Source organism: Pseudoduganella sp. R-43, assembly GCF_049913255.1.
Classification (GTDB): domain Bacteria; phylum Pseudomonadota; class Gammaproteobacteria; order Burkholderiales; family Burkholderiaceae_D; genus Rugamonas.
The window spans coordinates 1,907,366-1,932,320 of record NZ_CP183988.1; the positions used below are offsets into that span (position 1 = coordinate 1,907,366).

Annotated in this window: 27 protein-coding genes and 2 tRNA genes; 11 read left to right on the top strand and 18 right to left on the bottom strand. The window is 59.8% G+C overall.

The features are described 5' to 3' along the window. Positions 1 to 31 precede the first annotated feature (31 nt). The 4 genes from ACN9M3_RS08745 to ACN9M3_RS08760 are packed head-to-tail and all read right to left on the bottom strand — an operon-like array spanning position 32 to position 3,959. Positions 32 to 736, bottom strand: coding sequence for an NIPSNAP family protein (locus ACN9M3_RS08745; protein WP_426321828.1), 705 nt, complete (start codon positions 734 to 736; stop codon positions 32 to 34). 37 nt (positions 737 to 773) lie between these two features. Next, a complete protein-coding gene (locus tag ACN9M3_RS08750; protein WP_426321830.1) occupies positions 774 to 2,084 on the bottom strand; it encodes an adenylosuccinate synthetase in 1,311 nt (436 codons plus the stop codon). Then, on the bottom strand, positions 2,077 to 3,054 hold the full coding sequence (locus tag ACN9M3_RS08755; protein ID WP_426321832.1) for a VWA domain-containing protein: 978 nt from the start codon (positions 3,052 to 3,054) through the stop codon (positions 2,077 to 2,079). The genes ACN9M3_RS08750 and ACN9M3_RS08755 overlap by 8 nt, the downstream gene beginning before the upstream one ends. A 20-nt stretch (positions 3,055 to 3,074) precedes the next feature. After that, positions 3,075 to 3,959: a protein kinase family protein gene (locus ACN9M3_RS08760; RefSeq protein ID WP_426321834.1), complete on the bottom strand. Its 885-nt coding sequence runs from the start codon at positions 3,957 to 3,959 to the stop codon at positions 3,075 to 3,077. A 289-nt stretch (positions 3,960 to 4,248) separates the two neighbouring features. Here ACN9M3_RS08760 and ACN9M3_RS08765 point away from each other — a divergent pair, with 289 nt between their 5' ends. Further along, positions 4,249 to 4,548, top strand: coding sequence for a type II toxin-antitoxin system Phd/YefM family antitoxin (locus ACN9M3_RS08765; protein ID WP_426321836.1), 300 nt, complete (start codon positions 4,249 to 4,251; stop codon positions 4,546 to 4,548). Continuing rightward, positions 4,523 to 4,780, top strand: a complete 258-nt coding sequence (locus ACN9M3_RS08770; protein ID WP_426321838.1) for a Txe/YoeB family addiction module toxin — start codon at positions 4,523 to 4,525, stop codon at positions 4,778 to 4,780. Before ACN9M3_RS08765 ends, ACN9M3_RS08770 begins: the two co-directional genes overlap by 26 nt. A 188-nt stretch (positions 4,781 to 4,968) precedes the next feature. On the opposite strand, the gene ACN9M3_RS08775 is transcribed toward ACN9M3_RS08770, so the two are convergent. Then, positions 4,969 to 5,457: a tetratricopeptide repeat protein gene (locus ACN9M3_RS08775; RefSeq protein WP_426321840.1), complete on the bottom strand. Its 489-nt coding sequence runs from the start codon at positions 5,455 to 5,457 to the stop codon at positions 4,969 to 4,971. A gap of 302 nt (positions 5,458 to 5,759) precedes the next feature. Between ACN9M3_RS08775 and ACN9M3_RS08780 the strand changes: the two genes are divergently transcribed. Next, positions 5,760 to 6,254, top strand: coding sequence for a pilin (locus ACN9M3_RS08780; protein ID WP_426321842.1), 495 nt, complete (start codon positions 5,760 to 5,762; stop codon positions 6,252 to 6,254). 60 nt (positions 6,255 to 6,314) lie between these two features. Here ACN9M3_RS08780 and ACN9M3_RS08785 read toward each other — a convergent pair whose 3' ends face one another. Continuing rightward, positions 6,315 to 6,467, bottom strand: coding sequence for a hypothetical protein (locus tag ACN9M3_RS08785; RefSeq protein ID WP_426321844.1), 153 nt, complete (start codon positions 6,465 to 6,467; stop codon positions 6,315 to 6,317). Positions 6,468 to 6,551: 84 nt separating this feature from the next. Here ACN9M3_RS08785 and ACN9M3_RS08790 point away from each other — a divergent pair, with 84 nt between their 5' ends. Next, a complete protein-coding gene (locus tag ACN9M3_RS08790; protein WP_426321846.1) occupies positions 6,552 to 7,046 on the top strand; it encodes a pilin in 495 nt (164 codons plus the stop codon). 181 nt (positions 7,047 to 7,227) lie between these two features. Here ACN9M3_RS08790 and ACN9M3_RS08795 read toward each other — a convergent pair. From ACN9M3_RS08795 to ACN9M3_RS08810, 4 genes are all read right to left on the bottom strand, one after another. Then, positions 7,228 to 7,303 (bottom strand) — tRNA-His (locus ACN9M3_RS08795). An 82-nt stretch (positions 7,304 to 7,385) separates the two neighbouring features. Then, entirely contained in the window at positions 7,386 to 8,222 is an 837-nt protein-coding gene (murI, locus tag ACN9M3_RS08800) for a glutamate racemase (protein WP_426321848.1), read from the bottom strand. Next, entirely contained in the window at positions 8,223 to 9,749 is a 1,527-nt protein-coding gene (locus ACN9M3_RS08805; protein WP_426169944.1) for a fumarate hydratase, read from the bottom strand. 18 nt (positions 9,750 to 9,767) lie between these two features. Next, entirely contained in the window at positions 9,768 to 10,376 is a 609-nt protein-coding gene (locus ACN9M3_RS08810) for a TIGR00645 family protein (RefSeq protein ID WP_426169946.1), read from the bottom strand. 114 nt (positions 10,377 to 10,490) lie between these two features. Between ACN9M3_RS08810 and ACN9M3_RS08815 the strand changes: the two genes are divergently transcribed. The 3 genes from ACN9M3_RS08815 (at position 10,491) to ACN9M3_RS08825 (ending at position 13,906) form a co-directional block, all read left to right on the top strand. Beyond that, the gene (locus tag ACN9M3_RS08815) at positions 10,491 to 11,639 is read left to right on the top strand and encodes an acyltransferase family protein (RefSeq protein WP_426321851.1); all 1,149 of its coding nucleotides are present in this window, start codon (positions 10,491 to 10,493) and stop codon (positions 11,637 to 11,639) included. 93 nt (positions 11,640 to 11,732) lie between these two features. After that, a complete protein-coding gene (gene acs / locus ACN9M3_RS08820) occupies positions 11,733 to 13,691 on the top strand; it encodes an acetate--CoA ligase (RefSeq protein ID WP_426321853.1) in 1,959 nt (652 codons plus the stop codon). A gap of 124 nt (positions 13,692 to 13,815) precedes the next feature. Then, positions 13,816 to 13,906: transfer RNA gene (locus tag ACN9M3_RS08825), tRNA-Ser, on the top strand. Positions 13,907 to 14,018: 112 nt separating this feature from the next. Here the strand turns inward: ACN9M3_RS08825 and ACN9M3_RS08830 are convergent. The 5 genes from ACN9M3_RS08830 to ACN9M3_RS08850 form a co-directional block, all read right to left on the bottom strand. Further along, positions 14,019 to 15,176, bottom strand: coding sequence for a Fic family protein (locus ACN9M3_RS08830; RefSeq protein ID WP_426321855.1), 1,158 nt, complete (start codon positions 15,174 to 15,176; stop codon positions 14,019 to 14,021). Between the two features lie 345 nt (positions 15,177 to 15,521). Beyond that, entirely contained in the window at positions 15,522 to 17,273 is a 1,752-nt protein-coding gene (locus tag ACN9M3_RS08835) for an MAG1210 family protein (protein ID WP_426321857.1), read from the bottom strand. Next, positions 17,270 to 18,007 carry a LemA family protein gene (locus ACN9M3_RS08840; RefSeq protein WP_426321859.1) on the bottom strand — a complete coding sequence of 246 codons (738 nt, stop codon included), beginning with the start codon at positions 18,005 to 18,007 and terminating at the stop codon, positions 17,270 to 17,272. The genes ACN9M3_RS08835 and ACN9M3_RS08840 overlap by 4 nt, the downstream gene beginning before the upstream one ends. 428 nt (positions 18,008 to 18,435) lie before the next feature. After that, positions 18,436 to 18,852 (bottom strand): organic hydroperoxide resistance protein, encoded by a 417-nt coding sequence (locus ACN9M3_RS08845; RefSeq protein ID WP_426321861.1) that lies wholly within the window; start codon positions 18,850 to 18,852, stop codon positions 18,436 to 18,438. 32 nt (positions 18,853 to 18,884) lie between these two features. Beyond that, positions 18,885 to 19,880, bottom strand: coding sequence for an alpha/beta fold hydrolase (locus ACN9M3_RS08850; protein ID WP_426321863.1), 996 nt, complete (start codon positions 19,878 to 19,880; stop codon positions 18,885 to 18,887). Positions 19,881 to 19,999: 119 nt separating this feature from the next. On the opposite strand from ACN9M3_RS08850, the gene ACN9M3_RS08855 reads away from it, so the two are divergent. Next, positions 20,000 to 20,440 (top strand): MarR family winged helix-turn-helix transcriptional regulator, encoded by a 441-nt coding sequence (locus ACN9M3_RS08855; RefSeq protein WP_426169962.1) that lies wholly within the window; start codon positions 20,000 to 20,002, stop codon positions 20,438 to 20,440. Between the two features lie 60 nt (positions 20,441 to 20,500). Here the strand turns inward: ACN9M3_RS08855 and ACN9M3_RS08860 are convergent, their stop codons facing one another. Next, positions 20,501 to 21,154, bottom strand: coding sequence for a DUF6445 family protein (locus ACN9M3_RS08860; RefSeq protein ID WP_426169964.1), 654 nt, complete (start codon positions 21,152 to 21,154; stop codon positions 20,501 to 20,503). 154 nt (positions 21,155 to 21,308) lie between these two features. Here ACN9M3_RS08860 and ACN9M3_RS08865 point away from each other — a divergent pair, with 154 nt between their 5' ends. After that, positions 21,309 to 22,076: a S1 family peptidase gene (locus ACN9M3_RS08865; RefSeq protein WP_426321866.1), complete on the top strand. Its 768-nt coding sequence runs from the start codon at positions 21,309 to 21,311 to the stop codon at positions 22,074 to 22,076. A gap of 1 nt (position 22,077) precedes the next feature. Here the strand turns inward: ACN9M3_RS08865 and ACN9M3_RS08870 are convergent, their stop codons facing one another. Then, on the bottom strand, positions 22,078 to 22,860 hold the full coding sequence (locus ACN9M3_RS08870) for an EAL domain-containing protein (RefSeq protein ID WP_426321868.1): 783 nt from the start codon (positions 22,858 to 22,860) through the stop codon (positions 22,078 to 22,080). 144 nt (positions 22,861 to 23,004) lie between these two features. Here ACN9M3_RS08870 and ACN9M3_RS08875 point away from each other — a divergent pair, with 144 nt between their 5' ends. Then, positions 23,005 to 23,781 (top strand): pseudouridine synthase, encoded by a 777-nt coding sequence (locus ACN9M3_RS08875; RefSeq protein ID WP_426321870.1) that lies wholly within the window; start codon positions 23,005 to 23,007, stop codon positions 23,779 to 23,781. Here ACN9M3_RS08875 and ACN9M3_RS08880 read toward each other — a convergent pair. Next, a complete protein-coding gene (locus tag ACN9M3_RS08880) occupies positions 23,707 to 24,603 on the bottom strand; it encodes a 5'-nucleotidase (protein WP_426169974.1) in 897 nt (298 codons plus the stop codon). The genes ACN9M3_RS08875 and ACN9M3_RS08880 overlap by 75 nt on opposite strands. A gap of 143 nt (positions 24,604 to 24,746) precedes the next feature. Between ACN9M3_RS08880 and ACN9M3_RS08885 the strand changes: the two genes are divergently transcribed. Further along, a complete protein-coding gene (locus tag ACN9M3_RS08885; RefSeq protein ID WP_426169977.1) occupies positions 24,747 to 24,953 on the top strand; it encodes a hypothetical protein in 207 nt (68 codons plus the stop codon). Positions 24,954 to 24,955: the final 2 nt, after the last annotated feature.

The window sequence follows — 24,955 nt, forward strand, 5'->3', positions numbered from 1 at the left end:
AAAACAAATGCTGTAGCACAACGAATGTTGCCTAAATTTTCGTGTGGTAACGCAGGCGCGAACGATGCGTCGGTCGCAGCAGGATGCGTTCGGGCGGTTCGCGCAGCAGGTCGCGGGCCGGGTCAGGGAGTGCTTCCAGCGCTGGCGGCTGGCAGCCCGGTGCGGCGCTGCCCAGCCAGACCAGGTGCGGGCCATCGCCGCGCACCGGCAATTGCGGGAAGTTGTTCGGCATGTCGAGCGTGACAAGGGTGCCGGCGTCGCGCCAGCCGGCATCGCGCCAGGCCGCGAAGGCCGGCGCTGCCAGTGCGGCAAAGCGCTCCAGCTGGCCGGGCTTCACCGAACAGAGGACCGCTACCGCTTCGCCCTGTGCGCCTTCAGACTCCAGCACCGGATCGACGGCGGGCATGACGGGCACGCCGCTGCCGGGTTGCAAAGGGCGGAGCAGCAGCACGTTGTCGCTGTCGGTCATCAGCCCGTTCAGCGTGGCTTTGTGCTCCTTCCACACCGGGCCGTAGTAAAACGCGGCGTTGACCACGGCGCGCTGCTCCCAACTGGTGAAGCCGCGCATCCAGAGGAAGCTGTTCGGGTTGCCGCGCTCGGTGAACTGGCCGAGCGCCAGCGCGCCCAGCTGCTGGAAGGCTTCCGGGAACAGGGTTTCGAAATAGCGTGAGAACGCTGCCTGCCCGCCTTCTACAGTCGTGTAGCGGCGGAATTCAATGACGGGGTAGGTATCCATGCCGCCAGCTTAGGCGGCAATGCGGTCGGAATGCGCCCTATTTTCCAGTTCGAATGTGTTGCCAGGTCGGGCCGTACGAGCCGAGGACCACGGGCAGGTTTGTGAGGCTTTGCAGTTCATCGACGTATGCGTCGGCGTCGGCGATGGGCATGTCGGCGTAATTGGGGCTCGCAGCGCGCAGCTGCGCGCACAGCGCTTCCTGGTGACCCAGGTCGGGCTGGCTGGCGAGGGAGAGGTCGCGGATTTCACCGCCGTGCAGCTTGTAGCTGTGGGCCCAGCGCAGTTCGGCCCCGCCCCGGAATGCGTCGAGGTGGCTGACCAGCAGGCCTTCGATGCGGCCCGCGGCGGCAAGCGCGTAGCGCAGCAGGACGGCGTCTGGATGGCCGCGGCGGAAGCGGCCTTGCCAGCCGCTGTCGGCGTTATGCGGTTCTGCCAGGGTTTGCAAAGCCTGGTCCTCGGTTGGCATGGGGCCCTGGCCGTGGCGGGTGAGGTAGCTGCGCATTGTGCCGAAATGGGTGATGCGTTCGGCCAGGCCGTAGCCGGCCAGAGCGGCTTCGGCGGCAACGGGGCTGGTGCTGCTCCACGTCGTATGCGGATGGAAGCCGTGCCACTCATCGAGCAGCATTCCCTGGGCGCCTTCCATCACAATGCTGCCGGGACGCGCTAGTTGTGCGGCGATCTGTTCGGGCGCGGAGGGAGCTACCTTGGAGATTAGGCGCTGTGCGTGTTCAAGCCACAGCAGCCCGAAACCTGGATCATCCAGAATTGCAGCGTCTTGCGGATCCAGCGCAGCCGCGCCGGCGGGCAGCGCAGCGCGCAGGTGGTGGCGCATGGCTTCCAGCTTGTCGCGGACGCGTGAGCGATGCAGCAAGTCGCCATAGCGCAGCGCCTGTTCGGGCTGGGTCAGCGCATGGCCCACCGTTTCGCCGAAGCCTACGCCACAGCTTCCGTGTGCAGCGGCGCCGCGCGCGCGTTCGCGCAGGTGGCCGGCTGCTTCGTGGTATGGCGTCGTGACGAGGCAGCGGGCGTCGATGAGCAGGCGGTCCAGCGCATCGCTGATGCCCGCGCGCTGCAGGTAGGTTTCTTCGACCAGCAGCGCGGTCGGATGGACCACGACTGGCGCGGACAAGACGGTCGCAACGCCGGGATTGAACGTTCCGGCGCCGAACTGGGAGAAGGTGTGATGGCGGCCGTCAGGCAGGACCACATTATGCCCGGCCTGCGCGCCACCGTTGAAGCGAACTACCGTGTGTGCCGACCTGGTACGGCAAAGGTAATCCGTGAACAAACCTTTGCCGCAGTCGCCAAAGGCTAGTCCGATGACCGATACGATCCTGCCCTCAGCCAAACAGACGCCTCCACCAAGGGCGTTCGCCGAGCGCCACGGCCGGCGACGATACCGGAATGTCGTGCGCCGTGCCCTTATCCAGCAGCGCTGCATATGGGCGCAGGGCGCGGACGATAGCGGACACGCGGCCGCCGTCGATGCCTTCGCCGGACAGCACGCCTGGCAAGGCGTCCAGCTTCGGCAAGGCGCCTTCGGTCAGGGCCACGATGGAGGCGGCAACTGCGCAGGCATCTTGCGGCGCTTCCATGCAGATCACATGATCGCCCAGCAGCTCGCGCCAGCGCGCTTCGCATCGCTGGCGGCGCTGCAGGTCGGGAATCAGGAAGAACAAGTGGAAAGTCTCGGAAGCGGCTGCGATCACCTCTTCAATCGGCAAGTCCTGGTCAAGGCGGTCGCCGACCAGTGCTTCGACCTGGTGGCGCGACACCGCAGGGTAGGGCAGTTCATCGCCGGTCAGGAACAAGTAGCCTTTCTTGCGGCGCTTGGCCCAGCAATCGAGGTCGGTGTGCTGGGCCGCCATGTAGAAGGCCAGTTCATAGCTCTCCTCGCCCGAGCCGCCCCCGCCGCCTTCGATATAGCTCCAGGTCAGCCACTGGTCCATCAATTCCGCGGTCGATTCGAACTGGCCGACCTGCAGAGGCGCATGGTCGGATACCGCATCGCCGATTGCCATGAACTGGATTTGCGGGTCCGGGACGCCGCAAGCCATCAGTAAGCGCATGAAGGTCGGCAGCTCTTTCGTCGCCAGCTGCTGCGGGATGTCGCCCATCGAACCGGTGACGTCGAGCGCGAACACAATGCCCAGCGAATTCGGATGATCGGGATTATCGCGCGACTCGCGCATCTTGATGCCCTTGGGGTTCATCAGCGGATGACAGCTGCGCTGCTGGAATACTTCAGTACGCGATGCGGATGCACGGTCGGCGACCAGGGCGGCGTGTGCGGAGAAGGAGTAGTTACCGTGTCCCAATTTGGCTCCTTTGGATACGTTTAGGGTGTTGGGTGAAAATGCAGGAAGCGCGGCGGGCCGAAAGCGGCTGCCGCTGCGCTGGTGACTTCGTAGTGCAAGCCTGCGGCACCTTGCGCCCGCAGCCAGCGGGCGTCGGAACAGGCGCGCTGCAGCAGCTGCGCCAATGGCGCCGGTACCGACGCCGGCAAGGCTGGCGCGTCGTCTCCAGCACGCTGGCCGGCGAGAAGGGCGCGCATGCTCCACGCCGACTGCAGCAAGTCGCGCGACTGGTCGCCAGCCCGCTTCGCGCCTGACCAGCCGATCATGAACACACCATGGTCGGCAGGGTGCACCAGCATATGTTCCAGGCTCACCGCGCCGTGGCTCCAGCCGATGCTGTGCACGTGCGCCAGCGCTTCAAGTACGCGGCGCCACATCCAGACCACATGGCGCGCATCAAGACCGGTTCCATTAAGCCGGTGGACTTCGGCCAGGCTGCCCCAATAGCCCGGTGGATGGCGCAGTACGTGTACCGTGCCGCCATTGCCGTCCGGGCCCAGTGCGATCGATTCGGGCAGGCGCTGCGAGAAATATGCGGAGCCCGGCGAGGTGTCCGCCTGCAGTTGGCGCAGGATGTCGCGCTCGCGCCCCAGCTTGACCGCGTCGGCGTATTTCAGCACCACGTGTTCGCCCAGCCGCCCGCAGCGGCGTGCCAGCACGACACGCGAACCGGCGCCTTCGTATAACTGACGGATGATGCGGTAGCGCCGTTCGCCGCAGCGGGCATCCTGGCCGGCCGGGTCGTTCTGGAAGCGCAGGAGCGCTTCGCGGAAGCGCGCCACGTCGACGACGGCATCGGAACGGGTGACGGTGGCGGCGCAATAAGGGCACTCGACGGTGCGCCAAATGGCCTGGCGTGGCAGCACTCCGCCACACTGCGAGCAACTCAAAGACTGGAAGTCCACACGAATCCTGGAGGGTTGTCTGAAATTAATTATATTTCAGGGATGCCAAATTACCAACCGGGGGGCGGAGCGGAGGCCTTAGCCTGGGCGACCACTGCTGGTATCTATGCTTGCCATCTGCAAGATTTAAGATATACTTCGATGTGTACTATTTATTGTACAAGTCTTGGCTGTTCACAATACACCTGCGAATACGACGACACCTGCGATCACTGACTACTGAAAAAGTATTGAACGAACGGAGTACCAAATGAGAATCATCAACTTTTCTGATGCTCGCAACAGTCTACGGGCTGTCATCGACCAAGTGGTTGAGGATGCTGACGTAACGGTTATTTCGCGCCGAGATGCGCCAGATGCAGTAGTCATGTCCTTTGATCATTACAGCAGCCTAATGGAAACTGTACACTTGTTGAGCTCGCCGGCTAACGCGGCTCATCTTGCAAGATCCATCGCGCAGGCCCGCTCTGGCAAGGCGAAGCATCGGGAACTGGTAAACATTTCCGATGTAGAGGAACAGCAAAATGCGCAATCTGAAGTTCACAGATGAGGCTTGGGAAAGCTACATCTACTGGCAAACGCAAGATAAGAGAACTCTCAAACGTATTAATGACCTGATTCAAGCTGCCCGGCGGGAACCTTTTGAGGGCCCCGGAAAGCCTGAGCCACTGAAACATAGCCTGGCTGGTTGTTGGTCAAGAAGAATTGACGAAACGAACCGACTTGTATACGAAGTTTATGACGATGAGTTGGTCATCATTTCGTGTCGCTATCACTATTGATAAACCGGGGGAGCTAAGGCTCCCCTTCTTGTTTCCCCAGTCTGTCGAACAATAGGTTGTGTGGCAGATGAGTTTCAGATTTGCTGGATGCCGCTTCGATTCTCAATGAAATCAAAGGTTAAGAAAATTTAGGGGTGAATAGGCCCCCCACGATGAACTGCAGGGAAACTCCACGAAATAGTTAATCTTCAATCGCTGCGCTGCGCAGTAACACAGCGAATCAGGCCGGAAATTTGTGCCTGCGATACGATATGGCCACCAGCTGCGGCCTTCGCAATCCACATCAGCCCTAAATTGTCGTCCTTGGGAACGCCCGTGCCCTCGACGTAAGCACGGCCCATCCAGTGCATCGCGCTCACATCGCCCTGCTTGATCGCGAGTTCGAGCCAGTACAGCGCCTCCTTGTGCTTCTCTAGGTCACGAAAAAGTAGTGCCAGATCGGACTGGGCCTGCGCATGGCCCGCATCTGCAGCTAATACAAGCTGTAAATCCTCGGCAGTTAGCGTCACCCATAGGTGAGGAAGTATTGAATCCAGCACAACTGTCGATACTTCATTTGCTTTGACATGGTTCTCGGCGCCCCGCTCCACCGAACCGTCGGCAAATCTGCGCCAAAACGTGCGCTTGCTCCAACCGGTCAATGTGATGGCGGTGCTAATTTTGATCTGTTGGTTCATTTCTCATCTTCAGTAAAGTTTGCCAGCGAACATTTCACGAATGTTCTGGGCAGGAACTGACGGGGTAATAGTTGCCATGGCGCATCAAAGGCTGTGCCAAGTCCGGATGATACGCTGATTGTCGTGCCACGCCAAAACGGTGGCGCAGCATGGACCTGCGCCACCGGGCGTGATGCACCAAAGATATTGCCAAAAAACGGCAAAAACATCGCGAATTTGGCCTGGCACGCTCATTGCATAGTATGCGGTGTGCAGCAAAACTTTGAGCCGATGAGGCTCCCAACACTCAACAGGAGAGAAGCATGAAATTCGCACAATACAAGAAGCAAGCACAGCAGGGTTTCACCCTGATCGAACTGATGATCGTTGTGGCGATCATTGGTATTCTGGCAGCTGTTGCCCTGCCTGCTTACCAGGACTACACCGTTCGTTCCCGTGTTGCTGAAGCAATTACTGCTGCCGATGCCGCTAAAGTTACCGTAGCCGACAACGCTGCTAACGGCACTCCGTTCGCAAACGGCCTGAATCCAGGCGCAGCTACGCAAAACATCGCAACTCCACCTGCCGTGTCCACTGCCGGTGCAATTACCGTCGTAACGACCGCAAAAGCTGGTGGCGTAACCATCGTCATGACCCCATTTGATGGCGCTGGCACCGGCGGCACACCAGGCACCGCGCTGGTCGAAGGCACTGTTCCAACCAACCAACTGACCTGGACCTGCCACGTAGTGGACACCACCAAATGGAAGTACGTACCAGCAAACTGCCGTCAAGCTGCTGCTACCGCTCTGCTGTAATTAGCGAAGACTTCTGGTTTCATCAGTCGAGCTGGAGGATGTAATATCTTCCGGTTCGATTCAAAAAATGCCCGCTTTTGCGGGCATTTTCATTTGTCGCCCATAAGGTTGGGCCATGGCAAAGTATTCTTGAGCGTTGGCGGCTGACACATCAGCCTCGGGCAGTCCTGCTATCATAATCGCTATGCCCGGTACGGCAACTACATCGCCCATTTGCCCTGGCACGCTCATTGCTAAAGATCCTGTGTGAAGTAAAACTTTGAGTTGCTGTCGTTCTCAATACTCAGCAGGGGAAATATGAAATTCGCACAATACAAGAAGCAGGAACAGCAAGGTTTTACCTTGATCGAATTGATGATCGTCGTGGCGATCATTGGTATTCTGGCGGCAGTTGCCTTGCCCGCCTATCAGGACTACACCGTTCGCGCGCGGGTGACTGAAGCAATTGCTGTTGCTGATGCCGCTAAAATTGCCGTAGCCGACAACGCTGCAAATGGCACTCCGCTTGCGACTCCGTTTAATGCAGGTCAGGCGACGCAAAACATTGTAACTGCGACTTCCATCAGCGCTACCGGTGTAATTACTGTTAGCACGAGCGCGAAAGCAGGCAGTTTAACGATCACCATGACCCCATTTGATGGTACAGGCGCCGGTGGTGCCCCGGGTGCCCCGCTGGCCCAAGGCGTTATTCCAGCGCGCCAACTGACTTGGGCTTGCAGCGTTAATTCGGCAGATAAATTCAAGTACGTGCCAGCAAACTGCCGTCAAACAGCAGCTAACGCTCTGTTGTAATTGCCGGCTGATTCGGTTTTGGCAAAATGCCCGCTACGTGCGGGCATTTCTTCTTTATGCGGTCACGGCGACGGCAAGGTTAAATTGCTGGACGCCTTGTGTGTCGCACTGTCGCGAAGTATGGACGAAAAAAAGGCCGCAAGCGCGGCCATTTTCATCGTTCGTTTTCAGCTAAAGAAATTGGGGTGGCTGATGGGGCTCGAACCCACGACAACAGGAATCACAATCCTGGACTCTACCAACTGAGCTACAGCCACCACTGAAAACTTCTTTTCCATCGCACCGTAGCGCGACAGAGCCGAGATTATATAGGGACTCCGATAATCTGGCAAATATATTTCAAACGGCCACGGAATCGACCTGAGGATGCAGTCCGAGCAGGCTGGCAAACTGCTGCTTCAGAGCCTCTGCGTTGCCGCTGGTGTAGCCATGCAGGTGGGCTGGCGTGCCTCCTGGACGCAGCAGGCCGGCGCCTTCCAGCAGGCGTGCCAGTTGGCGGGCTACGGCGTCGCCGGTGTCGATCAGCGTGACCGCGGCAGCGTCGCCGCGTGCCGCAACGAGCTGCGCGATGGCGTCCCGCACGAACGGGTAGTGCGTGCAGCCGAGGACCAGCGTATCGGCGCCTTGCTCCAGCAGCGGTTCCACATAGCCCTTCAGCATGGCTGCTGTTTCGTCACCGGTCAGATCGCCCTGTTCGATGCGCTCTACCAGTCCGATGCAGGGCTGCAGCAGGAAGCGCGTACCGTTTGAGCCGGAGATCTGTTCGCGCAACGCCAGGAACTTCTCGCCGCGCAGTGTGCTTGCCGTTGCCAGGACTGCGACCGTGCCGTTGCGGGTGGCGGCGGCGCCAGGCTTCAGGCCCGGTTCCACGCCAACCACGGGCAGAGAAGGATAGGCGGCGCGGACAGCCTTGATGGCGGCCACGGTGGCGGTATTGCAGGCCACCACCAGCGCCTTGGCGCCCTTATCGAGCAGGAAAGCCGTCACCGCAATTGCGCGCTGCACCAGCCATTCGTCCGTCTTGGCGCCGTAGGGGGCAAAGGCGGAGTCGGCGAAGTACAGCACGTGCTCGTGCGGCAGCTGCGCATGGATATGGCGCAGCACGGAGAGCCCTCCGACGCCGGAGTCAAAGACGCCGATCGGCGCGTCGGCGGAGGAGGGGATCGGATGGACCATTTATGCTGGCTGCGCCGCCTTCAGGGACTCGATCTTCACCTGCCACTCTTTCGGGCCGGTGTTGTGCACGGAAGTGCCGGTGGAATCGACGGCGACGGTGACAGGCATGTCGACCACGTCGAATTCATAGATCGCTTCCATGCCCAGATCTTCGAAGCCGACAACCTTGGCGCCCTTAATCGCCTTCGACACCAGGTAAGCAGCGCCGCCGACAGCCATCAGGTAAGCCGACTTGTGCTTCTGGATCGATTCGATCGCGGTTGGGCCGCGTTCTGCCTTGCCGACCATGGAGATCAGGCCGGTTTTCTCCAGCATCATGTCTGTGAATTTGTCCATGCGGGTTGCGGTCGTCGGGCCGGCTGGGCCAACGACTTCTTCACGCACTGGATCGACCGGGCCGACGTAATAGATTACGCGGTTGGTGAAGTCCACCGGCAGTTGCTCGCCCTTGGCCAGCATGTCCTGGATGCGCTTGTGGGCGGCATCGCGGCCGGTCAGCATCTTGCCGTTCAGGAGCAGGGTCTGGCCCGGCTTCCAGGACGCCACTTCTTCCTTGGTCAGGGTGTTCAGGTCGACGCGCTTGGACTTCTCGGTGTCGGCAGCCCAGGTGACATCAGGCCAGTCGGACAGCTTTGGCGGCTCGATGTAGGCCGGGCCGGAACCATCCAGCACGAAGTGGGCGTGGCGGGTAGCCGCGCAGTTCGGGATCATGGCGACCGGCTTGGATGCTGCGTGGGTCGGGTACATATTGATCTTCACGTCCAGCACGGTGGTCAGGCCGCCCAGGCCTTGCGCGCCGATGCCCAGGGCATTGATCTTGTCGCACAGTTCGATACGCAGCTCTTCCAGCTTGTTCTGCGGGCCGCGCTTTTTCAGCTCGAACATGTCGATGTCTTCCATCAGCGACTCTTTGGCCAGCAGCATGGCTTTTTCGGCGGAGCCGCCGATACCGATGCCCAGCATGCCTGGCGGGCACCAGCCGGCGCCCATCAGCGGCACGGTCTTCAGCACCCAGTCAACCAGCGAGTCGGAAGGGTTCAGCATGACGAACTTGGTCTTGTTCTCGGAGCCGCCGCCTTTGGCCGCAACGGCTACTTCCACGGTGTTGCCTTCCACCAGTTCCATATGGACCACGGCCGGGGTGTTGTCCTTGGTGTTCTTGCGCTCGAAGTGCGGGTCGGCCACGATGGACGCGCGCAGCTTGTTGTCGGAGAAGTTGTACGCGCGGCGCACGCCTTCATTGACGGCGTCGGTCACTGTGCCCTTGAAGCCTTCAAAGCGCACGCCCATGCCGATCTTCAGGAAGACGTTCACCATGCCGGTATCCTGGCAGATCGGACGCTTGCCTTCCGCGCACATGCGGGAGTTGGTCAGGATCTGGGCGATCGCATCTTTCGCGGCCGGGCTTTGTTCGGCTTCGTACGCGCGCGCCAGGTGCTGGATGTAATCGGCAGGGTGGTAGTAGCTGATGTACTGCAGCGCGGCGGCGACAGATTCGATCAGGTCGTCTTGCTTGATGATGGTCATGATTGGCTCGTTGGCTAATTAGTGGTGCTTGGAATCGTTGTGCGTCAGGGTGGTGATGCGATCGGTGTACGCAATCGCCATTGCGGACAGCAGGAATGCGATATGGATCACGGTTTGCGCGATCAGGACCTTGGGCTCGTAGTCTTTCGCGTTGATGAAGGTCTTCAGCAGGTGGATCGAGGAGATGCCGATTATCGCCATCGCCAGCTTGGTCTTCAGCACCGAGGCGTTCACGTGCGACAGCCATTCCGGCTGGTCCGGGTGGTCTTCCAGGTGCATGCGCGAGACGAAAGTTTCGTAGCCGCCCACGATCACCATGATCAGCAGGTTGGAGATCATGACCACGTCGATCAGGCCCAGCACCACCAGCATGATCACGGTTTCGGTCAGCTTGGTGGGAGCGCCTTCAGCCCCGTGGAAGGTCACGGCGATAATGTGTTCCAGCGAATGGGCGTCGCCCAGCGCCGCGCCGATCAGGTCCTTCAGTTCGACCCAGAAATGGAACACATAGACGCACTGCGCCAGGATCAGGCCCAGGTACAGCGGCAGCTGCAACCAGCGGGACATGAAGATAAAGGCGGGGATAGGGCTAAGGCGTTTGCCGTTGGAGTTCTGAGGTTCGGTCATCTGGGGATATTGGTGGAGCGTTTGAAAAACAGCCGATATTCTACACTCGCAACGGTGGCGTGGTAGCGGGGCGGCTGTGCTACATTGCCGTTTTGTCTAATTTGCCTGAAGATTATGAAGCTCGATTGGGTGCAGGGCCTGCGCGGGTTCGCCGTGCTGCTGGTGGTCCTGACACATGGCCGCTTTTTCCTGGACGGTACGCCGAATGAAGGATTGGCCACCGCGCTGTTTTTGCCAGGGGCGATGGGCGTCGACCTGTTTTTCCTGCTTAGCGGCTTTATCATGGTCTACACCACCCAAGGCGCAGGCGGCCCGCGCGATGCGGCGCTGTTCGCGGCCAAGCGTTTTGCGCGCATCTGGCCGGCCTATGTGGTGGTGACGCTCGCCTGGATCTTCATCAAGCGCGATGGCCTGTGGTTCTTCCAGGATGCGGAACACCTGCAGGCACTGTTCCAATCATTGACCTTGCGCCCGGTGACGGCGCAGGATGCCCCGTTCTTTGGCCTGGTGTTCCCGCTGGCGTGGACGCTGGCGTTCGAGATGTACTTTTACCTGGTGTTTGGCGCCAGCTTGCTGGCAGGGCGCTTGCGCTGGCTAGCGCTGGCAAGCTGGATGGTGCTGACGCTGATCTTGCTGCCCTTGGCGGCAGGCGGGCCGACGCTGGACGTGCGCCAGTACCTGATGTTCGACACTCCTTACCTGCACCTGGTGACCAACCCGATCATCTGGGAATTCGTGGCTGGCATGGGGATCGGATTGCTTTACCTGAACCCTGGCATCCGCTTCCCCAGCGCGGCGCAGGCCTGGCAGGCCGTGGCTTGCAGCACAGGCTTCGTGCTGTGGTGGGGCTGGTCCGGCGTGGGCGGCTTCCACGGGCCGACAGGGTGGGGTTGGCCGCTGGCGCTGATGCTGCTGGCGCTGGCCATCGCCAGCAAAACGGTCACGCTGCGCACGCCCGGCTGGCTGCAATGGGTCGGCAACGTCTCCTACTCGATGTACCTCACTCATTTTCTTGGCCAGGTGGTCTTGACCCGCTGGCTGGACCAACACTACCTGCACACCCGAAGCTGGAATGAGGTCTATCTCGCGCTGTTGCTGACGATTCCGCTTGCTTCGGCTTCGCACTGGTTGCTGGAGCGGCAGCTGGGCGGATGGGCGCGGCGCAAACTGGTATTGCTGGTCGACCGCGCGCTGCCAGCGCCGCCTGTACCAGAGGGGCAGGATGTGATTAAAATGGCAAAAGTAGCGCCTCGAAAAATGTAAGGGCGCAGTAAGCGACAAGCTCTATTGTTGCAAGCAAACCATCACTAACCGGAGACAAGCATGACCAACCAGGGCGCAGACCAACAGGGACCAATGGAATCGCGTATTTTCGCGCCGCCAGCGGCATTTGTCGAAAAGGCTGCCGTATCGGGCATGGACGCATACAAGGCGCTGTGCGACGAAGCGGAGCGCGACTACGAAGGCTTCTGGGCGCGACTGGCGCGCGAGCACGTGGAATGGCAAACGCCCTTCACCCGCACGCTGAACGAAGACAACGCCCCATTCTACAAATGGTTCGAAGACGGCAAGCTGAATGTCTCCTACAATTGCCTGGACCGCAATATCAAGAACGGCCTGGGCGACAAGACCGCGATCATCTTCGAAGCCGACGACGGCCAGGTGACCCGCGTCAGCTACCAGCAACTTCACGACAAGACCTGCAAGATCGCCAACGGCCTGAAAGCGCGCGGCATCAAGAAGGGCGATCGCGTCGTGATCTACATGTCGATGTCGGTTGAAGGCGTGGCTGCCATGCAGGCCTGCGCCCGTATCGGCGCCACCCACTCTGTCGTATTCGGCGGCTTCTCCGCCAAGTCGCTGCAAGAGCGCATCATCGACGCCGGCGCTGTCGCCGTGCTGACCTGCGACGAGCAACTGCGCGGCGGCAAACAGCTGCCGCTGAAAGCCATCGTCGACGAGGCGCTGGCCATGGGCGGCTGCGACACCATCAGGAATGTGGTGGTGTACAAGCGCACCGGCGGCAATATCGCCTGGACCGAAGGCCGCGACATCTGGCTGCACGACCTGGTCGAGGGCCAGGCCGCAACCTGCGAACCTGAATGGGTGGAAGCGGAGCATCCACTGTTCATCCTGTACACCTCCGGCTCCACCGGCACCCCGAAAGGCGTACAGCACTCGACCGGCGGCTACCTGCTGTGGGCAGCGCTGACCATGAAGTGGTCCTTCGACATCAAGCCGGAAGACGTGTACTGGTGCACCGCCGACATCGGCTGGGTCACCGGTCACACCTATATCGCTTACGGCCCGACCGCCGTCGGCGCGACCCAGGTTGTGTTCGAAGGCATCCCGACCTTCCCGCACGCCGGCCGCTTCTGGGAAACCATCGCCAAGCACAAGGTCAACATCTTCTACACCGCGCCGACCGCGATCCGCTCGCTGATCAAGGCCTCCGACGTGGACCCGAAAGTCCATCCGAAGAACTTCGACATCTCCTCGCTGCGCCTGCTGGGCACCGTGGGTGAGCCGATCAATCCGGAAGCCTGGATGTGGTACTACAAGAACGTCGGCGGCGAGAAATGCCCGATCGTCGACACCTTCTGGCAGACCGAAACCGGCGGCCACATGATCACTCCGCTGCCAGGCGCCACCCCGATGGTTCCGGGTTCGTGCACCTTGCCTCTGCCAGGCATCATGGCCGCCATCGTGGACGAAGCAGGGCACGACGTACCGAACGGCAGCGGCGGCATCCTGGTCGTCAAGCGCCCATGGCCATCGATGATCCGCACCATTTGGGGCAACCCGGACCGCTTCAAGGCCGGCTACTTCCCGGAAGAACTGGGCGGCAAATACTACCTGGCAGGCGACGGCGCAATCCGCAACGCCGAAACCGGCTACTTCACCATCACCGGCCGTATCGACGACGTGCTGAACGTGTCGGGCCACCGCATGGGCACGATGGAGATCGAATCGGCGCTGGTCGCCAACCCGCTGGTGGCCGAAGCCGCCGTGGTCGGCAAGCCGGACGAAACCACCGGCGAATCGATCTGCGCCTTCGTGGTATTGAAACGCGCCCGCCCGACCGGCGACGAAGCGAAGCAGATCGCCACCGAGCTGCGTAACTGGGTAGGCAAGGAGATCGGCCCGATCGCCAAGCCAAAAGAGATTCGCTTCGGTGACAACTTGCCGAAGACCCGCTCCGGCAAGATCATGCGCCGCCTGCTGCGCGTCCTGGCCAAAGGCGAAACCATCACCCAGGACGTTAGCACCCTGGAAAACCCAGCCATCCTCGAGCAACTGAAAGAAACCTCCTAAGCCTGAGTAGGCGGTGTCAGACCCAATGGGTCTGACACTGGTTTACCGGTTTCAGGAGAAAACCTTTGCACTCTCCAGAAACGCTGCTATAATTCGGGCCTCTCGCGATCAGCGTGAGAATGCAGGAGAGATGGATGAGTGGTTTAAGTCGCACGCCTGGAAAGCGTGTATAGGTTCATAGCCTATCGGGGGTTCGAATCCCCCTCTCTCCGCCAAGGACACCTAGTGCTTGAAGCACTTAAAGAAAATGCCAGCTAGATTAGCTGGCATTTTGCATTTCAAAGGCCTTTATTTTAAGTTGGGCGAGCACTGGGCTCGCGCTCTCCCTTACCCGGCTTCCAGTGAATTCGGAACGAAGCCCTCATCTGTCAGGGCCTTGATGACGCCGCGAAGCAAAACGTTGTTGGTGAAGCAGATCGCGTATTGTCTTGCGTTGGGATGGATTGGTTGAAGCATCTTGGCAGCGACCAGCTTTTTAATTTGGTACGTCCTCTGCGCATCATTAAGTGCTGGCATCACTTTTTGGAGATCTGCGGACTTCGCGGTCTTCAGGCGAACCACCTCTGCCAGCACATGGTATTCGTCAATAGTGATGAGCTGTCGCTCGCGCGAGATTGCTAGCGCAGGGTGAAGGATTTTTTGCTGAAGGTATTCGTACTTGGTCAGCCTGTCGACTTTTTGAAGTTCGAGCAGAATGCCTTCAAGAACGTAGGTACACCACGTATCGATCCCATCGGTCGTTCCCGTGTCCGCTGCGCTCAACATCTGGTAATAGCGTTCCCTGTCATTGCAGAAAACTGCAGTAGGATTCAGCACACGTCCGCCCTCCTTGACGTTAAATCCGTACTTGATCAGCAGTGCGTAGGTGATCAGGCGTACGACCCTGCCATTGCCGTTGGAGAATGGGTGTATCCATCCAAAGCGATGATGAGCAAGTGCAACCTTGATCAAGTCGTACTTCTGTTTCGCGGGTGTGTTGACGAAATCGGTAAGCTCCCGCATGTACTGCGGAACAGACAGCGCATCCGGCGGTAAATGGTTCGACTTCGCGATTTTGACTGGACCTTCGCGGTATGCGCCTGGGGTCTTGTCTCCCTCGCGCTTCAGATCGTCGACGGTCATGCTATGGAGTTCACGAATAAACGTTTCAGTCAGCGGAGCCCCAGGTTCCATGACATCCTCGACGAACTGCATTGCCCGTTCAATGTTCGAGATCTCTTTGATTTGATCGCTCTCGTCGCCCCCCAGAACCGTAGTCTCGACGTAGTCGGCGAGGGTAGTGTGGTTACCTTCGATTCGCGCGGACCCGAGACTTTCGAGCATGTGAAAGATGTGTTTCAATTGAAAAAACACCCCTTCAGGGGTACTGCCCTCGAGGCGCAGTCGCCTTAAGTATTCCAGCTCAGTTACAACATCGACGAGCGGCGAGTCGTACGCCGGGTTGTAGAGCTGGAGATCGAAGTGCTCAAACTTGGGGCTATCCATATCCGAAGGTTTGATTATCTAAGCAGGCCGGTAGGAGGTAACTCAAATTATTGAAAAAAATTGCTGTGTAATCAAATGGTTGTAAATATTCTTGAAGTACGTTATGTGGAATTATGGCATATGTTATGTAGAAAATCCTCCACCGATAAGTGGAGGCCCTGTTCTTGGATGCCAAGTCAGGAGTCCCGTTGGATCCATAGTCGAGTGTGGAAAAGTTGATAGAAATGCACGTAAACGTCGCTAGGGTGAAATCATGCCCCCATGTTTCCCGCACTTCTGGTGCATGGGCTCCCCTTGACACTGATTGGATAGCCTGGTTTCTGCCAACGCCATCCGTCGAAGGCTCTAATCAGACAATACCGCCGAAACAATCGATCTGCGCAGGACAGTCTTCCCGGCATCGATGCCGCGCTGCGAAAACGCCGGCGGTAAGTCGATGCCATGCGCGTCCTTAGCGGCCTCGCCTGGCGCGTCGCTCGGTGGCGCCACTTCTTTTACCAGCATGGTGGCGCTGTTCTGGACCTCGAAATACTCGTCCCAATGAACAGGGACCTGATGTGAACGGCCATCTCCACCGTGGACCGAAACGTAATGGATCCGTTCAACGCTTCCGAAGCCGCTGGCCGTCACGTGCACTTTCTGGGATCCATCGCTCTCCTCTTGCGTGGATGTCTTCAGGATGCTGCGTGAAACGCAATCCGGATGGTTGAACGTCGTCTCCCCGTGGTAATTGGCAATCGCTTCATGCTCCCAGAAACAGGGTTTTTGCGAGTAGGTGTCTTTGTAAATGTCCGCGTGCGACCGATGCTGCTGGTACAGCGGGATGGCAAGCAACGGGGCGATCCCAAAGTAGAACGACTTGAAGAAATCGTTGTGGTAGCCATTGAAGAACCTCCGTGCCTGCGCGAGTTCGTAGGCATGGAACTTTTCCGGCGCGCCGCTGATATCGGTTTGTTGCATATGCCCCGATTCCAGGACGTTGATCATGTGCGCTTTGTCGAACGCAAAAGTGTCGCCATAACCAATCTGGCTATCCTTGAGTAGCTTCAGCATTTCCTGCTGCGCCAACGGCGTGAACAGCAGCCGGAACTGCACTTCATGATTCCGGTCCGTGGCGCCAAATAGTGCATCGAATTCCCGATTGGCCATTACCGTAAAGGCACTTCCATCGTTGACATCACGGGACTTTGCTTCAAGCTTCTTGATGGCGCGATTCTTCCGCCACTTGTCGAATAAGCCGTCGTCCAGCTTGGAAAGCTCCGACGGGCTACGGCTGAACACGAGATCGGGCGCTGCTTCGTTACCGTAGACGATGAAGGTCCGGTATGCGTATTCGGGGAGCGGACGTTCGATCGACGCATGCAGTGTATCGTGGTGGGTTCGCGTTTCCCATTTACCTTCCGAATTACGGTGCTGTTCTGTCCAGGTGATATGGAGGGAGCCGTGGTAGGTCTTACTGCCCATCCAGTGCGACAACGTTCGCGCAAGAATGAAGGGATTGCCGTTCAGTACGCCGCTATGGGAGAACACGATGGATTGGTCATCGCCCAGGTTTCCGGACCAGCGAAAGCTGTTTCGCAGCTCCTCCATGCGCCCGTTGCTGAAATACGAGTCGAATGCGATGCGAGGCACCGTTTTCTGCACCAGCTTGGCCACGATATCCCAGTCGAACAGGCGGTTCAATGGCGCCATCTGGCCCCACGCGAGTGCACGCTTCTCGTCACAGGCTTCCCGCAAGTGATTCAGCTGGGCGTCGGAGTCGTTGATGATGCGGTTTAGCTTATAAATTGCAAGGGCAAAAAGGACTGCTGGAACCAGCAGCCACGGCCACTGGTAATTGGCGAAGACGTAGAGCGCCGCCAGCAGCATGGCCGCGATGGTGATGCCGCGCAGAATCCGCCACCATCTGTTGCTGGAACCCGTGCCCGCAGCCTGCGTTTCTAGCTTTCGTAGTTCCTGCACCGTCTTGATGTTTGCGTTCTCGTCTACCCCGGAACGGCGTACGAGGTCTTCGAAAAAGTCCGACGTGTTCTGGACGTGAGCAGTCTTGAACTGGGAAGAATACTGCTCCAATGGTTCATGGACGTCGTCGATCAAAAGAAGACGCTCCGTGCAGCTGCCTTGGTTTCGGCGGAGGCAGTGAAAGGAATGCGCGTGGTATAACCTGCGCGCGCCGCAACGATCTGCTTGGTCGGCCAGGCAAAGATGTCCTGGTTCCACATTGCGACGGTGTCGTTATAGAGCGTGCGAGCCGCGGTAACCTCCTTTTGAAGGTAACTGTTCTGGCGCATGGCATCCGCGATGACGGCTTGCGCTTTCAGGTCCGGGTAGGACTCGCAGGCCAAGCTGATGCGGGAAAAAATGCTGTCGATTTGCTGGGAAGCCTGGTTGCGTTCAGCATCGGCATTGTGTCCGCTCCGGTAAGCTGCTACCGACTTCATGACATCCTTGTCCAGGTCGATTGCTTTTGCAACCAGGCCAACCACATTGTTCAGGATGACGACGCGCTGCTCGAGGTAATTGTCGATCTCCGACGCATCGGCCTGGATCTTCTGCTGCAGCTTGCGCAGGTACGCCAGGGCGTTGATCTTCATGAACAGGAAAATCAAACCGGGCAGGGTACCCAAAACGAGGAGTCCGAGGCAGTATTCCCGCGGCAATGCGCCGGTCAGCAGTGCCAGGGCGCCGATTGCCGGAATGACAGTCCACAGGGCGATTTCGAAGATCAGCGACCCGATGCCAATTTGAACGGGGATTTGCTTGCTGATGACGTTGATATCGCGCCCATCCTCATTGACCGGGCCAGTTACTTCGTCCAAATCGTTTGCCATGCGTGTCGATCCTTTGTCGTGAGCGTCTTTCGCTCGGTTGCAAAATTTTTCGCTTCCGCCTTACGGCGCTCGGGCGAAATGCAGGTGCGTCGTGAAAGTTGCCAATAATTACTTTTCATTATCATCATATCTTGCTTAATAGGAAACAATCAAGTGCGGCGAAGCCTTTAAACAAAATCCGCGCGGGGATTCCAGCCGATCCCGGAGCGCGCGCGGGCTGCTTGATCTGCAAGCCCGTTCAAGCTGACTACCGGCAGCAGCAAAGCATTGGAACTGCACTCTGGTGTGATCAATGCCGTATGCCGTCGCGGACGTGTGACGCTGGAAGCAGGAATCCCCGTCCGTTAGGGCGGGGTGACGTCAATGCATAGATAGTGCGCATCTGGAGAAAGGCCGCCTTGATGGGCGGCCTTTTCATTCTTATCGATTTATACCAGGTTGATGGCCACATCGATATTCCCGCGCGACATTTTCGAGTACGGGCAAATCTGGTGCGCAGTCTCAACCAGCTCTTGCGCGACTTCGCGCGCCAGGCCAGGCAAGCTCACATTGAGGCGTGCCTGCAGCTGGAAGCCGCCCTCATTGGTACCCAGGTCGACATCAGCGTCGACAGCCGTATCGGCTGGCAGCAGCACGCGTTTGTCCTTGGCCGCGCGTCCCATGGCGCCGATGAAGCAGGCCGACCAGCCGGCCGCGAAGAGCTGTTCCGGATTGGTGCCCGGGCCGTTGGAGCCTGGTGGCGAAAGTTTGATGTCGAGGCGGCCATCGTTGCTGCGTGCGGCGCCATCGCGGCCGCCGGTGGTGCGGGTCTTGCCGGTGTAGAGAACGTTCTCAATCTTGTTCATGGTGTGTGTTCCTTTCGGTTGGTTGGGGGGAATCAGAAATGGTCGACTGCGATCACGGCATCGGCGAAGGCGCGCGGTGCTTCCTGCGGCAGGTTGTGGCCTACGCCGCCCGAGATCAGCAGGTGCTTGTATTTGCCGGTGAAGCGCTTCGCATAGCTCGCCGGATCGGGATGCGGTGCGCCGTTGGCGTCGCCTTCCATGGTGATGGTCGGCACGGTGATGGCAGGGAAGGTCGCCAGCCGCGCTTCCATTGCTTCGTATTGCGCTTCGCCCTGTGCCAAGCCGAGGCGCCAACGGTAGTTGTGGACCGTGATCGCGGCGTGGTCCGGATTTTCCAGAGCGGCGGCGCTGCGGTCGAACGTCTTGTCATCGAAGCGCCATTGCGGTGATGCGGTCTGCCAAATCAATTTGGCGAAGTCGCGATGGTTCTTTTCGTAGCCGATGCGGCCGCGCTCCGTGGCGAAATAAAACTGGTACCACCATTGCTGTTCTGCGCTCGGGGGCAGGGGATTCTTGCCGGCTTCCTGGCTGCCGATCAGGTAGCCGCTGACCGAAACCAGTCCTTTCACGCGCTGCGGCCACAGCGCGGCGACGATGTCGGCGGTACGCGCGCCCCAGTCGTAGCCGGCCAGGATGGCTTTGTCGATCTTCAGTGCATCCATCAGTGCCACCGTATCGGCGGCCAGCGCGGCAGGTTCGCCATTGCGTACGGCATTCGGATCGCGGAAACGCGTCGTGCCGTAACCGCGCAGGTGCGGAATGATCACGCGGTAGCCTGCCTTGGTCAGCCTCGGGACCACTTCGGCATAGCTGTGGATGTCATAAGGCCAGCCGTGCAGGAGGAACACGACCGGGCCATTGGCCGGGCCTTCATCCACATAGCCAACATTCAGCGGGCCGGCGTCGATCTGCTTGATGGCCTCGAAGGTAGCCAAAGCCGGTTTTTCGGCCTGAGCCTGGGCTGCGGCGGGGAAGGAGAGTTGCGTGCTGGCCAGGGCGAACAAGGCGGCGACGATGTGCTTTTTCATCTGCGTGCTCCAAAATTAGTTATCGAGATAATGATTTGCGAGATAACTATATCCCGGTCTGCGCAGCTTTTCAAGTACGATAATCATTATTTCGATAATTAATTTGAGCGGGGTGTCAAATGAGCAATAGGGCCAGGCTCGGCGACTTCATGTGCTTTGCCATTTATTCAACCAACCTGGCGTATTCGCGCGTGTACAAGCCCGTGCTGGAGGAGCTTGGGCTGACCTATCCGCAGTACGTCACCATCATCTGCCTGTGGGAAGAGGACAAGCAGACTGTCAAGGGCTTGAGCGAGAAGCTGTTCCTCGAGCCAAGCACGATGACGCCGATGCTGAAGCGGCTCGAGGCGATGGGCTACGTAACGCGGGAACGTGATAGCGAGGACGAACGCAGTGTGCGCGTATCGTTGACCGAGGCTGGGCGCCAGCTGCGGGAGAAAGCCTTTGACTATCGCGAGACGACGGCAAAGGCGGCCGGACTGTCGCCAGAGGAGTTCCGTGTGCTGCAAAAGGCGATCGTCAATCTGCGCACAAACCTCATGAACGCTGCCGGCCCTTAAGCCTGGATCATTGCAGGCCGGAGTGCTGGCGGGTTACCGCCAGGCGTTGGGGCTATCGGCTCAGGCCATCCAGAAGAAGACCGCCGTCAGGCGCTTGTCTGCGTGGTCGAAACCAAAGTATCCGGTGGCGGAGTGCACCAGGTTTGCCTTGTACAGCAGGATGCGATTGAAGCGATTCTCCACGCGCACGTCCTCCTGCCATGCTTCCGGAGGCAGGCCCTTTACCTTCAAGGCTTCGCGCAGGTTGGCATGCGGCGGCATGCACAGGTTGCCGCCCAGCGTGCCGTTAGGCTGGCGCTGGCGGTAGAACGAGGTTCCGCAATCGGGATCGGGGTCCGGCGTCAGGTAGATCACGCTGGCGTAGCGGCAAAGCTTGGTCGAGTCGGTGTGCGGGCGTGCGCCGGAATCGGGCATGCCAACCAGCTGCGCGTAGTTGTGGTTCAACGACGTGCCTTCGGGCGTCGCTTCCTGCCACAGGCGCTTGGCGCCGGTCATCTTCTTCACCCACGTTTCCACGTACTCCATCTCGGCTGGTGTAAGCGCGTTCGGTGTGCGCTTGCCGGGCCAGGGCTCGTTGGCGTAGGGCGCGCCCAGTTCCCAGTATTCCTGGGTGTAGCAGCGCTGAGCGATTTCTTCGGCGTTGGGCAGGAAGTCGTCCTGCACCCAGTAGTCACGGCCTAACTGGGGTTTGCGGTAGGGGAGGATTGGCAGCATGGCCAAGAGCGTAGCAAGAAAACAGCGTTTTAACGTCTTCTTAACGCGCGTACTGTGTTCGGATTGACACGCCGGTGCGTCGGATTGCAAGATTTGCATGCAATATCGTCCATAACCAGGCCTCACGAGGGCCTTTCCAAGGAGATGACGCACTATGATGAAGTGTTCATTTGCAGCGCTGGCCCTGCTGGCCGCCGCCCATGCCCAGGCAATCACCTACGGCCAGGCCGACGGCAGCAAGCACCCGCAGGTCGGGGCCCTGGTCGATTACGACAGCAAGGGTACGGCTTACGCGTTCTGTACCGGCACCATGATCAGCCCGACCGTCATGCTGACGGCTGCGCACTGCAATCCCGGCGTGGCAACGGTGAAGGTGACGTTCGACAGCAAGGTGCTGAATTCGGCGCTCATGTACATGGGGCAGTATCACGCTCATCCCGAATACCGCGCGCAGCAGAATGATCCGCACGATATTGCCGTCATCGTGTTCGACCGGCCGATTCCGGACGTGGCGCCTGCGCAGTTGCCCACCCTGGGCCTGTTCGATACCCTGAAAGCCAACGGCCTGCTGGCCAACACCAGCTATACGGCGGTCGGCTACGGTGGCCAGGAACGGACTTTCGACGGTAAGGGCGGCTGGACCATCGCCTACCAGGATACGCGTGAATGGTCGGTGTCGGGCTTCGGCACCTTAAACGATAGCTGGTTGCGGCTGTCGCAGAACAATGCGGTCGGCAATGGCGGCACCTGCTACGGCGATTCAGGCGGTCCGAACTTCTTTGGCAGCGGCACGGCCGAATCGAAGATGCTGGCTGGTACCACCATCACTGGCGATACGCCCTGCGTGCAAAGCAATGTGATTTATCGGCTCGACACCCCGTCGGCGCGTTCATTCCTGGGGAATTTTGTGGTGCTGCCATAAGCTAGGCGGCGAGGCGGTCAGGCCCGCGCCTTGCGTTGTCCTGCACCAGCACCTGTGCGCCGGTGCGGGCGGCTGCTTCACGCAGGGCGGGAGTGTCGTCCTTGACCAGCACTTGCACGTTCAGCGATGCGACCTGTGCGAGGACTTGCGTCAGTTCGGCGGCGCCCGCCCCGTGCAGGCTGGCGATGCGTATGGCGTCGACCCGTGCTGGGCCGAGGACGGCCGGTAACTGGGATGGGGTGGCGACTTTCACTGATATACGGAAGCCGTTGCGGCGGTAATTGTCGGCGACGTAGTTCAGCATCCAGTTCTGCCGCGCATTCACTGCGGGCAGTTGCAGGACGATCTGGTCCAGCGGCAGGCCCAGGGAGTCGAGGATGCGGCGGAACGCCATGCCGTGGTTGCTGCTCACGGCGCTGAGAAGGCGGTCATGCACATTCAGGTGCAATGCCTGGCCGTCGACGGTTTCCTTGCTGAAGAAATTGATCGCGTGGAGCGTGCGGCACATGCGATCCAAGGCAACGGACTCGTCGTCGCTTGCTGCGCCATCGAGGTAGGTCCACAAAGGCAGCCCCTGGTCTTCGTCCGTGACGGCTCGTACGCGGCCGGCATAGCCGCTTACATTTCCGCTTCCGAGCTCGCGGATTGGGTGGAAGACGCTACCCAGCCAGCAGTTGAAGATATGTCCCTGTACTTCGTCGTCGCCGCTTAGGCGCAGGCTGCTGGATGGCGTCTCGTCGGTCGCAAGACGATCCAGGTAGTCATTCAAGGCTGGGTAGCGCATTTGAGGCTCCTCGGAATAACGGGGGGGGAGCCCAGTCTACGCCGCAGCCATCACCCAAGTGAACGAAGGTTTCGGCATATCCAACTGCACAATACTCAGAACGAGCCTGTGCAGGACCGTGCTTGTGGGAGAATACCGCCTGCAATGAAACAGAATCCCCTCACAGAAATCTACCGCGACCAATGGCTGCTGGCGGTGCACAAGCCGGCCGGCCTGCTGGTGCATCGCAGCCCGATCGATCCGCATGAAACCGAATTCGCCTTGCAGTATGCGCGCGAGATGAATGGCGGGGAGTACGTCTACGCCGTGCATCGCCTGGACCGGCCGACCTCCGGCTTGCTGGTCTTTGCGCGCGACCAGCAAACGGCCAGTGTGCTCGGCAAGGCTCTCATGGCGGGCGACGTGCATAAGCGCTACCTCGCCATGGTGCGCGGCTGGGCGCCGGAAGAAGGCCTTATCGACCACCCGCTGCGGGAAGAGCCGGAGGACCGCCGCTGCAAGGATGAGGAGGCGCCGATACGCGAGGCAGTGACTCGCTTCCGCCGATTGGCGACGACGGAAATCCCGGTCGCGATTGAAGGCTACAGCAGCAGCCGTTACAGCCTGGTCGAGCTGTTCCCGGAAACCGGCCGTCGCCACCAGTTGCGGCGCCATATGAAGCACATCAGCCATCCGATCATCGGCGACGCCAATCATGGACGGGGGCGCCATAACCGCTATTTCGCCGAGCGCTTCGGCTTTGGCCGCCTGATGCTGGCGGCAGTCGGCATGTCGTTCAGGCACCCGGCGACGGGCGAACTGCTGGAGCTCAGCGCCGCACCGGAAGCCAGCTTCCTGCAGGTGCTGTCAATTTTCCCCGGCGACAGCGGCATTCGCGATGCCGTAGGGGACGTGCCCGGTTGGGACGAACTCCCGCGCTGAATCGCAGTGCATGGTCTGGTCGTCGAAGAAGATATCGGCGCCGAAGGCCTTGAGGAACGCACCCTTGGGCATCCCGCCGAGGAACAGCGCTTCATCGATGCGGATGTCCCAGGCACGCAAGGTGCGGATCACGCGTTCGTGCGCCGGCGCCGAGCGGGCAGTGACCAGCGCAGTGCGGATTGGCGCATCGTCGGCGCCATGCGCCGCCTGGATCGCGTGCAGTGCCCCGAGGAAGTTCTTGAACGGGCCGCCCGGCATCGGGTTGTGCGCTGCTTCCCGTTCATTACGGGCAAAGGCGTCAAGGCCAAGCTGCTTGTAAATGCGCTCGGAGTCGTCGGAGAACAGCACTGCATCGCCATCGAAGGCAATGCGCAACTGGCCGGTGTCGTCTTCACGGTGCGAAGGCAGGATGGTTGCCGCGGCGTGGCCCTGGGCCAGCGATTCGCGCACGTCGTCCGGGTTGGTGGACAGGAATAGCTGCGCGCCGAAGGCTTCCACATAACGGTGCGTGCTGGCGCCGGAGCAGAAGGCGGCGCGCTTGATGTCGAGCTGGTAGTGCTCGATGGAGTTGAAAATGCGGATGCCGGTGTCGGCGCTGTTGCGCGACAGGAGCACCACCTCCACCAGCGGCGATGCCGGCGCGCCCTTGTTCAGGGCCAGCAGCTTGCGCACCAAGTTGAAGGCAGGGCCCGGCTCCAGCACCACATGTTCGTTTTCGCGCTGGTGGGCGCAATACGCCGCCACGCCCTGGGATTCGAAGATGGCATGGCTCTCGTCCAGCTGGAACAGGGCGCGCGATGAAATGGCAACGACTAGCTTCATGTTTTCCTCCTTGCGCCTATTTTCGCAGACGCTGCGACAGATTGTGTCGCAGCGTCTGCGACATGGGCTGTCGGAAGCGCGCCCGATACTGTGGCATCTTCATTGAATAGAGGGAGCGCAGTTTGGGAGACGGGAAATTCACGATGAACGAGATCGCAGGGGCCATCGATTTTGTGCGTGCGCTGGAGGCGGCGCGCGGCGGCTTGCTGGCCTGTCCGGTATCGCGCTTGCAAGTCCGGTTCCGGCTTGGCTACCGGCGCGCCTGCGCACTGGCCGGGCGGCTGGAGGAGCTGGATGTGTGGGAGATCGTCGTGACGCCAAGCGGCATGCGGGGCGCGCGGCTTAAATAATT

What these genes read in the sequence shown, in the direction of transcription:
- ACN9M3_RS08745 (WP_426321828.1), bottom strand. Translation starts at nt 736, where the DNA reads ATGGATACCTACCCCGTCATTGAATTCCGCCGCTACACGACTGTAGAA.
- ACN9M3_RS08765 (WP_426321836.1), top strand. Translation starts at nt 4,249, where the DNA reads ATGAGAATCATCAACTTTTCTGATGCTCGCAACAGTCTACGGGCTGTC.
- ACN9M3_RS08770 (WP_426321838.1), top strand. Translation starts at nt 4,523, where the DNA reads ATGCGCAATCTGAAGTTCACAGATGAGGCTTGGGAAAGCTACATCTAC.
- ACN9M3_RS08775 (WP_426321840.1), bottom strand. Translation starts at nt 5,457, where the DNA reads ATGAACCAACAGATCAAAATTAGCACCGCCATCACATTGACCGGTTGG.
- ACN9M3_RS08780 (WP_426321842.1), top strand. Translation starts at nt 5,760, where the DNA reads ATGAAATTCGCACAATACAAGAAGCAAGCACAGCAGGGTTTCACCCTG.
- ACN9M3_RS08785 (WP_426321844.1), bottom strand. Translation starts at nt 6,467, where the DNA reads ATGGGCGATGTAGTTGCCGTACCGGGCATAGCGATTATGATAGCAGGA.
- ACN9M3_RS08790 (WP_426321846.1), top strand. Translation starts at nt 6,552, where the DNA reads ATGAAATTCGCACAATACAAGAAGCAGGAACAGCAAGGTTTTACCTTG.
- murI (WP_426321848.1), bottom strand. Translation starts at nt 8,222, where the DNA reads ATGGTCCATCCGATCCCCTCCTCCGCCGACGCGCCGATCGGCGTCTTT.
- ACN9M3_RS08805 (WP_426169944.1), bottom strand. Translation starts at nt 9,749, where the DNA reads ATGACCATCATCAAGCAAGACGACCTGATCGAATCTGTCGCCGCCGCG.
- ACN9M3_RS08810 (WP_426169946.1), bottom strand. Translation starts at nt 10,376, where the DNA reads ATGACCGAACCTCAGAACTCCAACGGCAAACGCCTTAGCCCTATCCCC.
- ACN9M3_RS08815 (WP_426321851.1), top strand. Translation starts at nt 10,491, where the DNA reads ATGAAGCTCGATTGGGTGCAGGGCCTGCGCGGGTTCGCCGTGCTGCTG.
- acs (WP_426321853.1), top strand. Translation starts at nt 11,733, where the DNA reads ATGGAATCGCGTATTTTCGCGCCGCCAGCGGCATTTGTCGAAAAGGCT.
- ACN9M3_RS08830 (WP_426321855.1), bottom strand. Translation starts at nt 15,176, where the DNA reads ATGGATAGCCCCAAGTTTGAGCACTTCGATCTCCAGCTCTACAACCCG.
- ACN9M3_RS08840 (WP_426321859.1), bottom strand. Translation starts at nt 18,007, where the DNA reads ATGGCAAACGATTTGGACGAAGTAACTGGCCCGGTCAATGAGGATGGG.
- ACN9M3_RS08845 (WP_426321861.1), bottom strand. Translation starts at nt 18,852, where the DNA reads ATGAACAAGATTGAGAACGTTCTCTACACCGGCAAGACCCGCACCACC.
- ACN9M3_RS08850 (WP_426321863.1), bottom strand. Translation starts at nt 19,880, where the DNA reads ATGAAAAAGCACATCGTCGCCGCCTTGTTCGCCCTGGCCAGCACGCAA.
- ACN9M3_RS08855 (WP_426169962.1), top strand. Translation starts at nt 20,000, where the DNA reads ATGAGCAATAGGGCCAGGCTCGGCGACTTCATGTGCTTTGCCATTTAT.
- ACN9M3_RS08860 (WP_426169964.1), bottom strand. Translation starts at nt 21,154, where the DNA reads ATGCTGCCAATCCTCCCCTACCGCAAACCCCAGTTAGGCCGTGACTAC.
- ACN9M3_RS08865 (WP_426321866.1), top strand. Translation starts at nt 21,309, where the DNA reads ATGATGAAGTGTTCATTTGCAGCGCTGGCCCTGCTGGCCGCCGCCCAT.
- ACN9M3_RS08870 (WP_426321868.1), bottom strand. Translation starts at nt 22,860, where the DNA reads ATGCGCTACCCAGCCTTGAATGACTACCTGGATCGTCTTGCGACCGAC.
- ACN9M3_RS08875 (WP_426321870.1), top strand. Translation starts at nt 23,005, where the DNA reads ATGAAACAGAATCCCCTCACAGAAATCTACCGCGACCAATGGCTGCTG.
- ACN9M3_RS08880 (WP_426169974.1), bottom strand. Translation starts at nt 24,603, where the DNA reads ATGAAGCTAGTCGTTGCCATTTCATCGCGCGCCCTGTTCCAGCTGGAC.
- ACN9M3_RS08885 (WP_426169977.1), top strand. Translation starts at nt 24,747, where the DNA reads ATGAACGAGATCGCAGGGGCCATCGATTTTGTGCGTGCGCTGGAGGCG.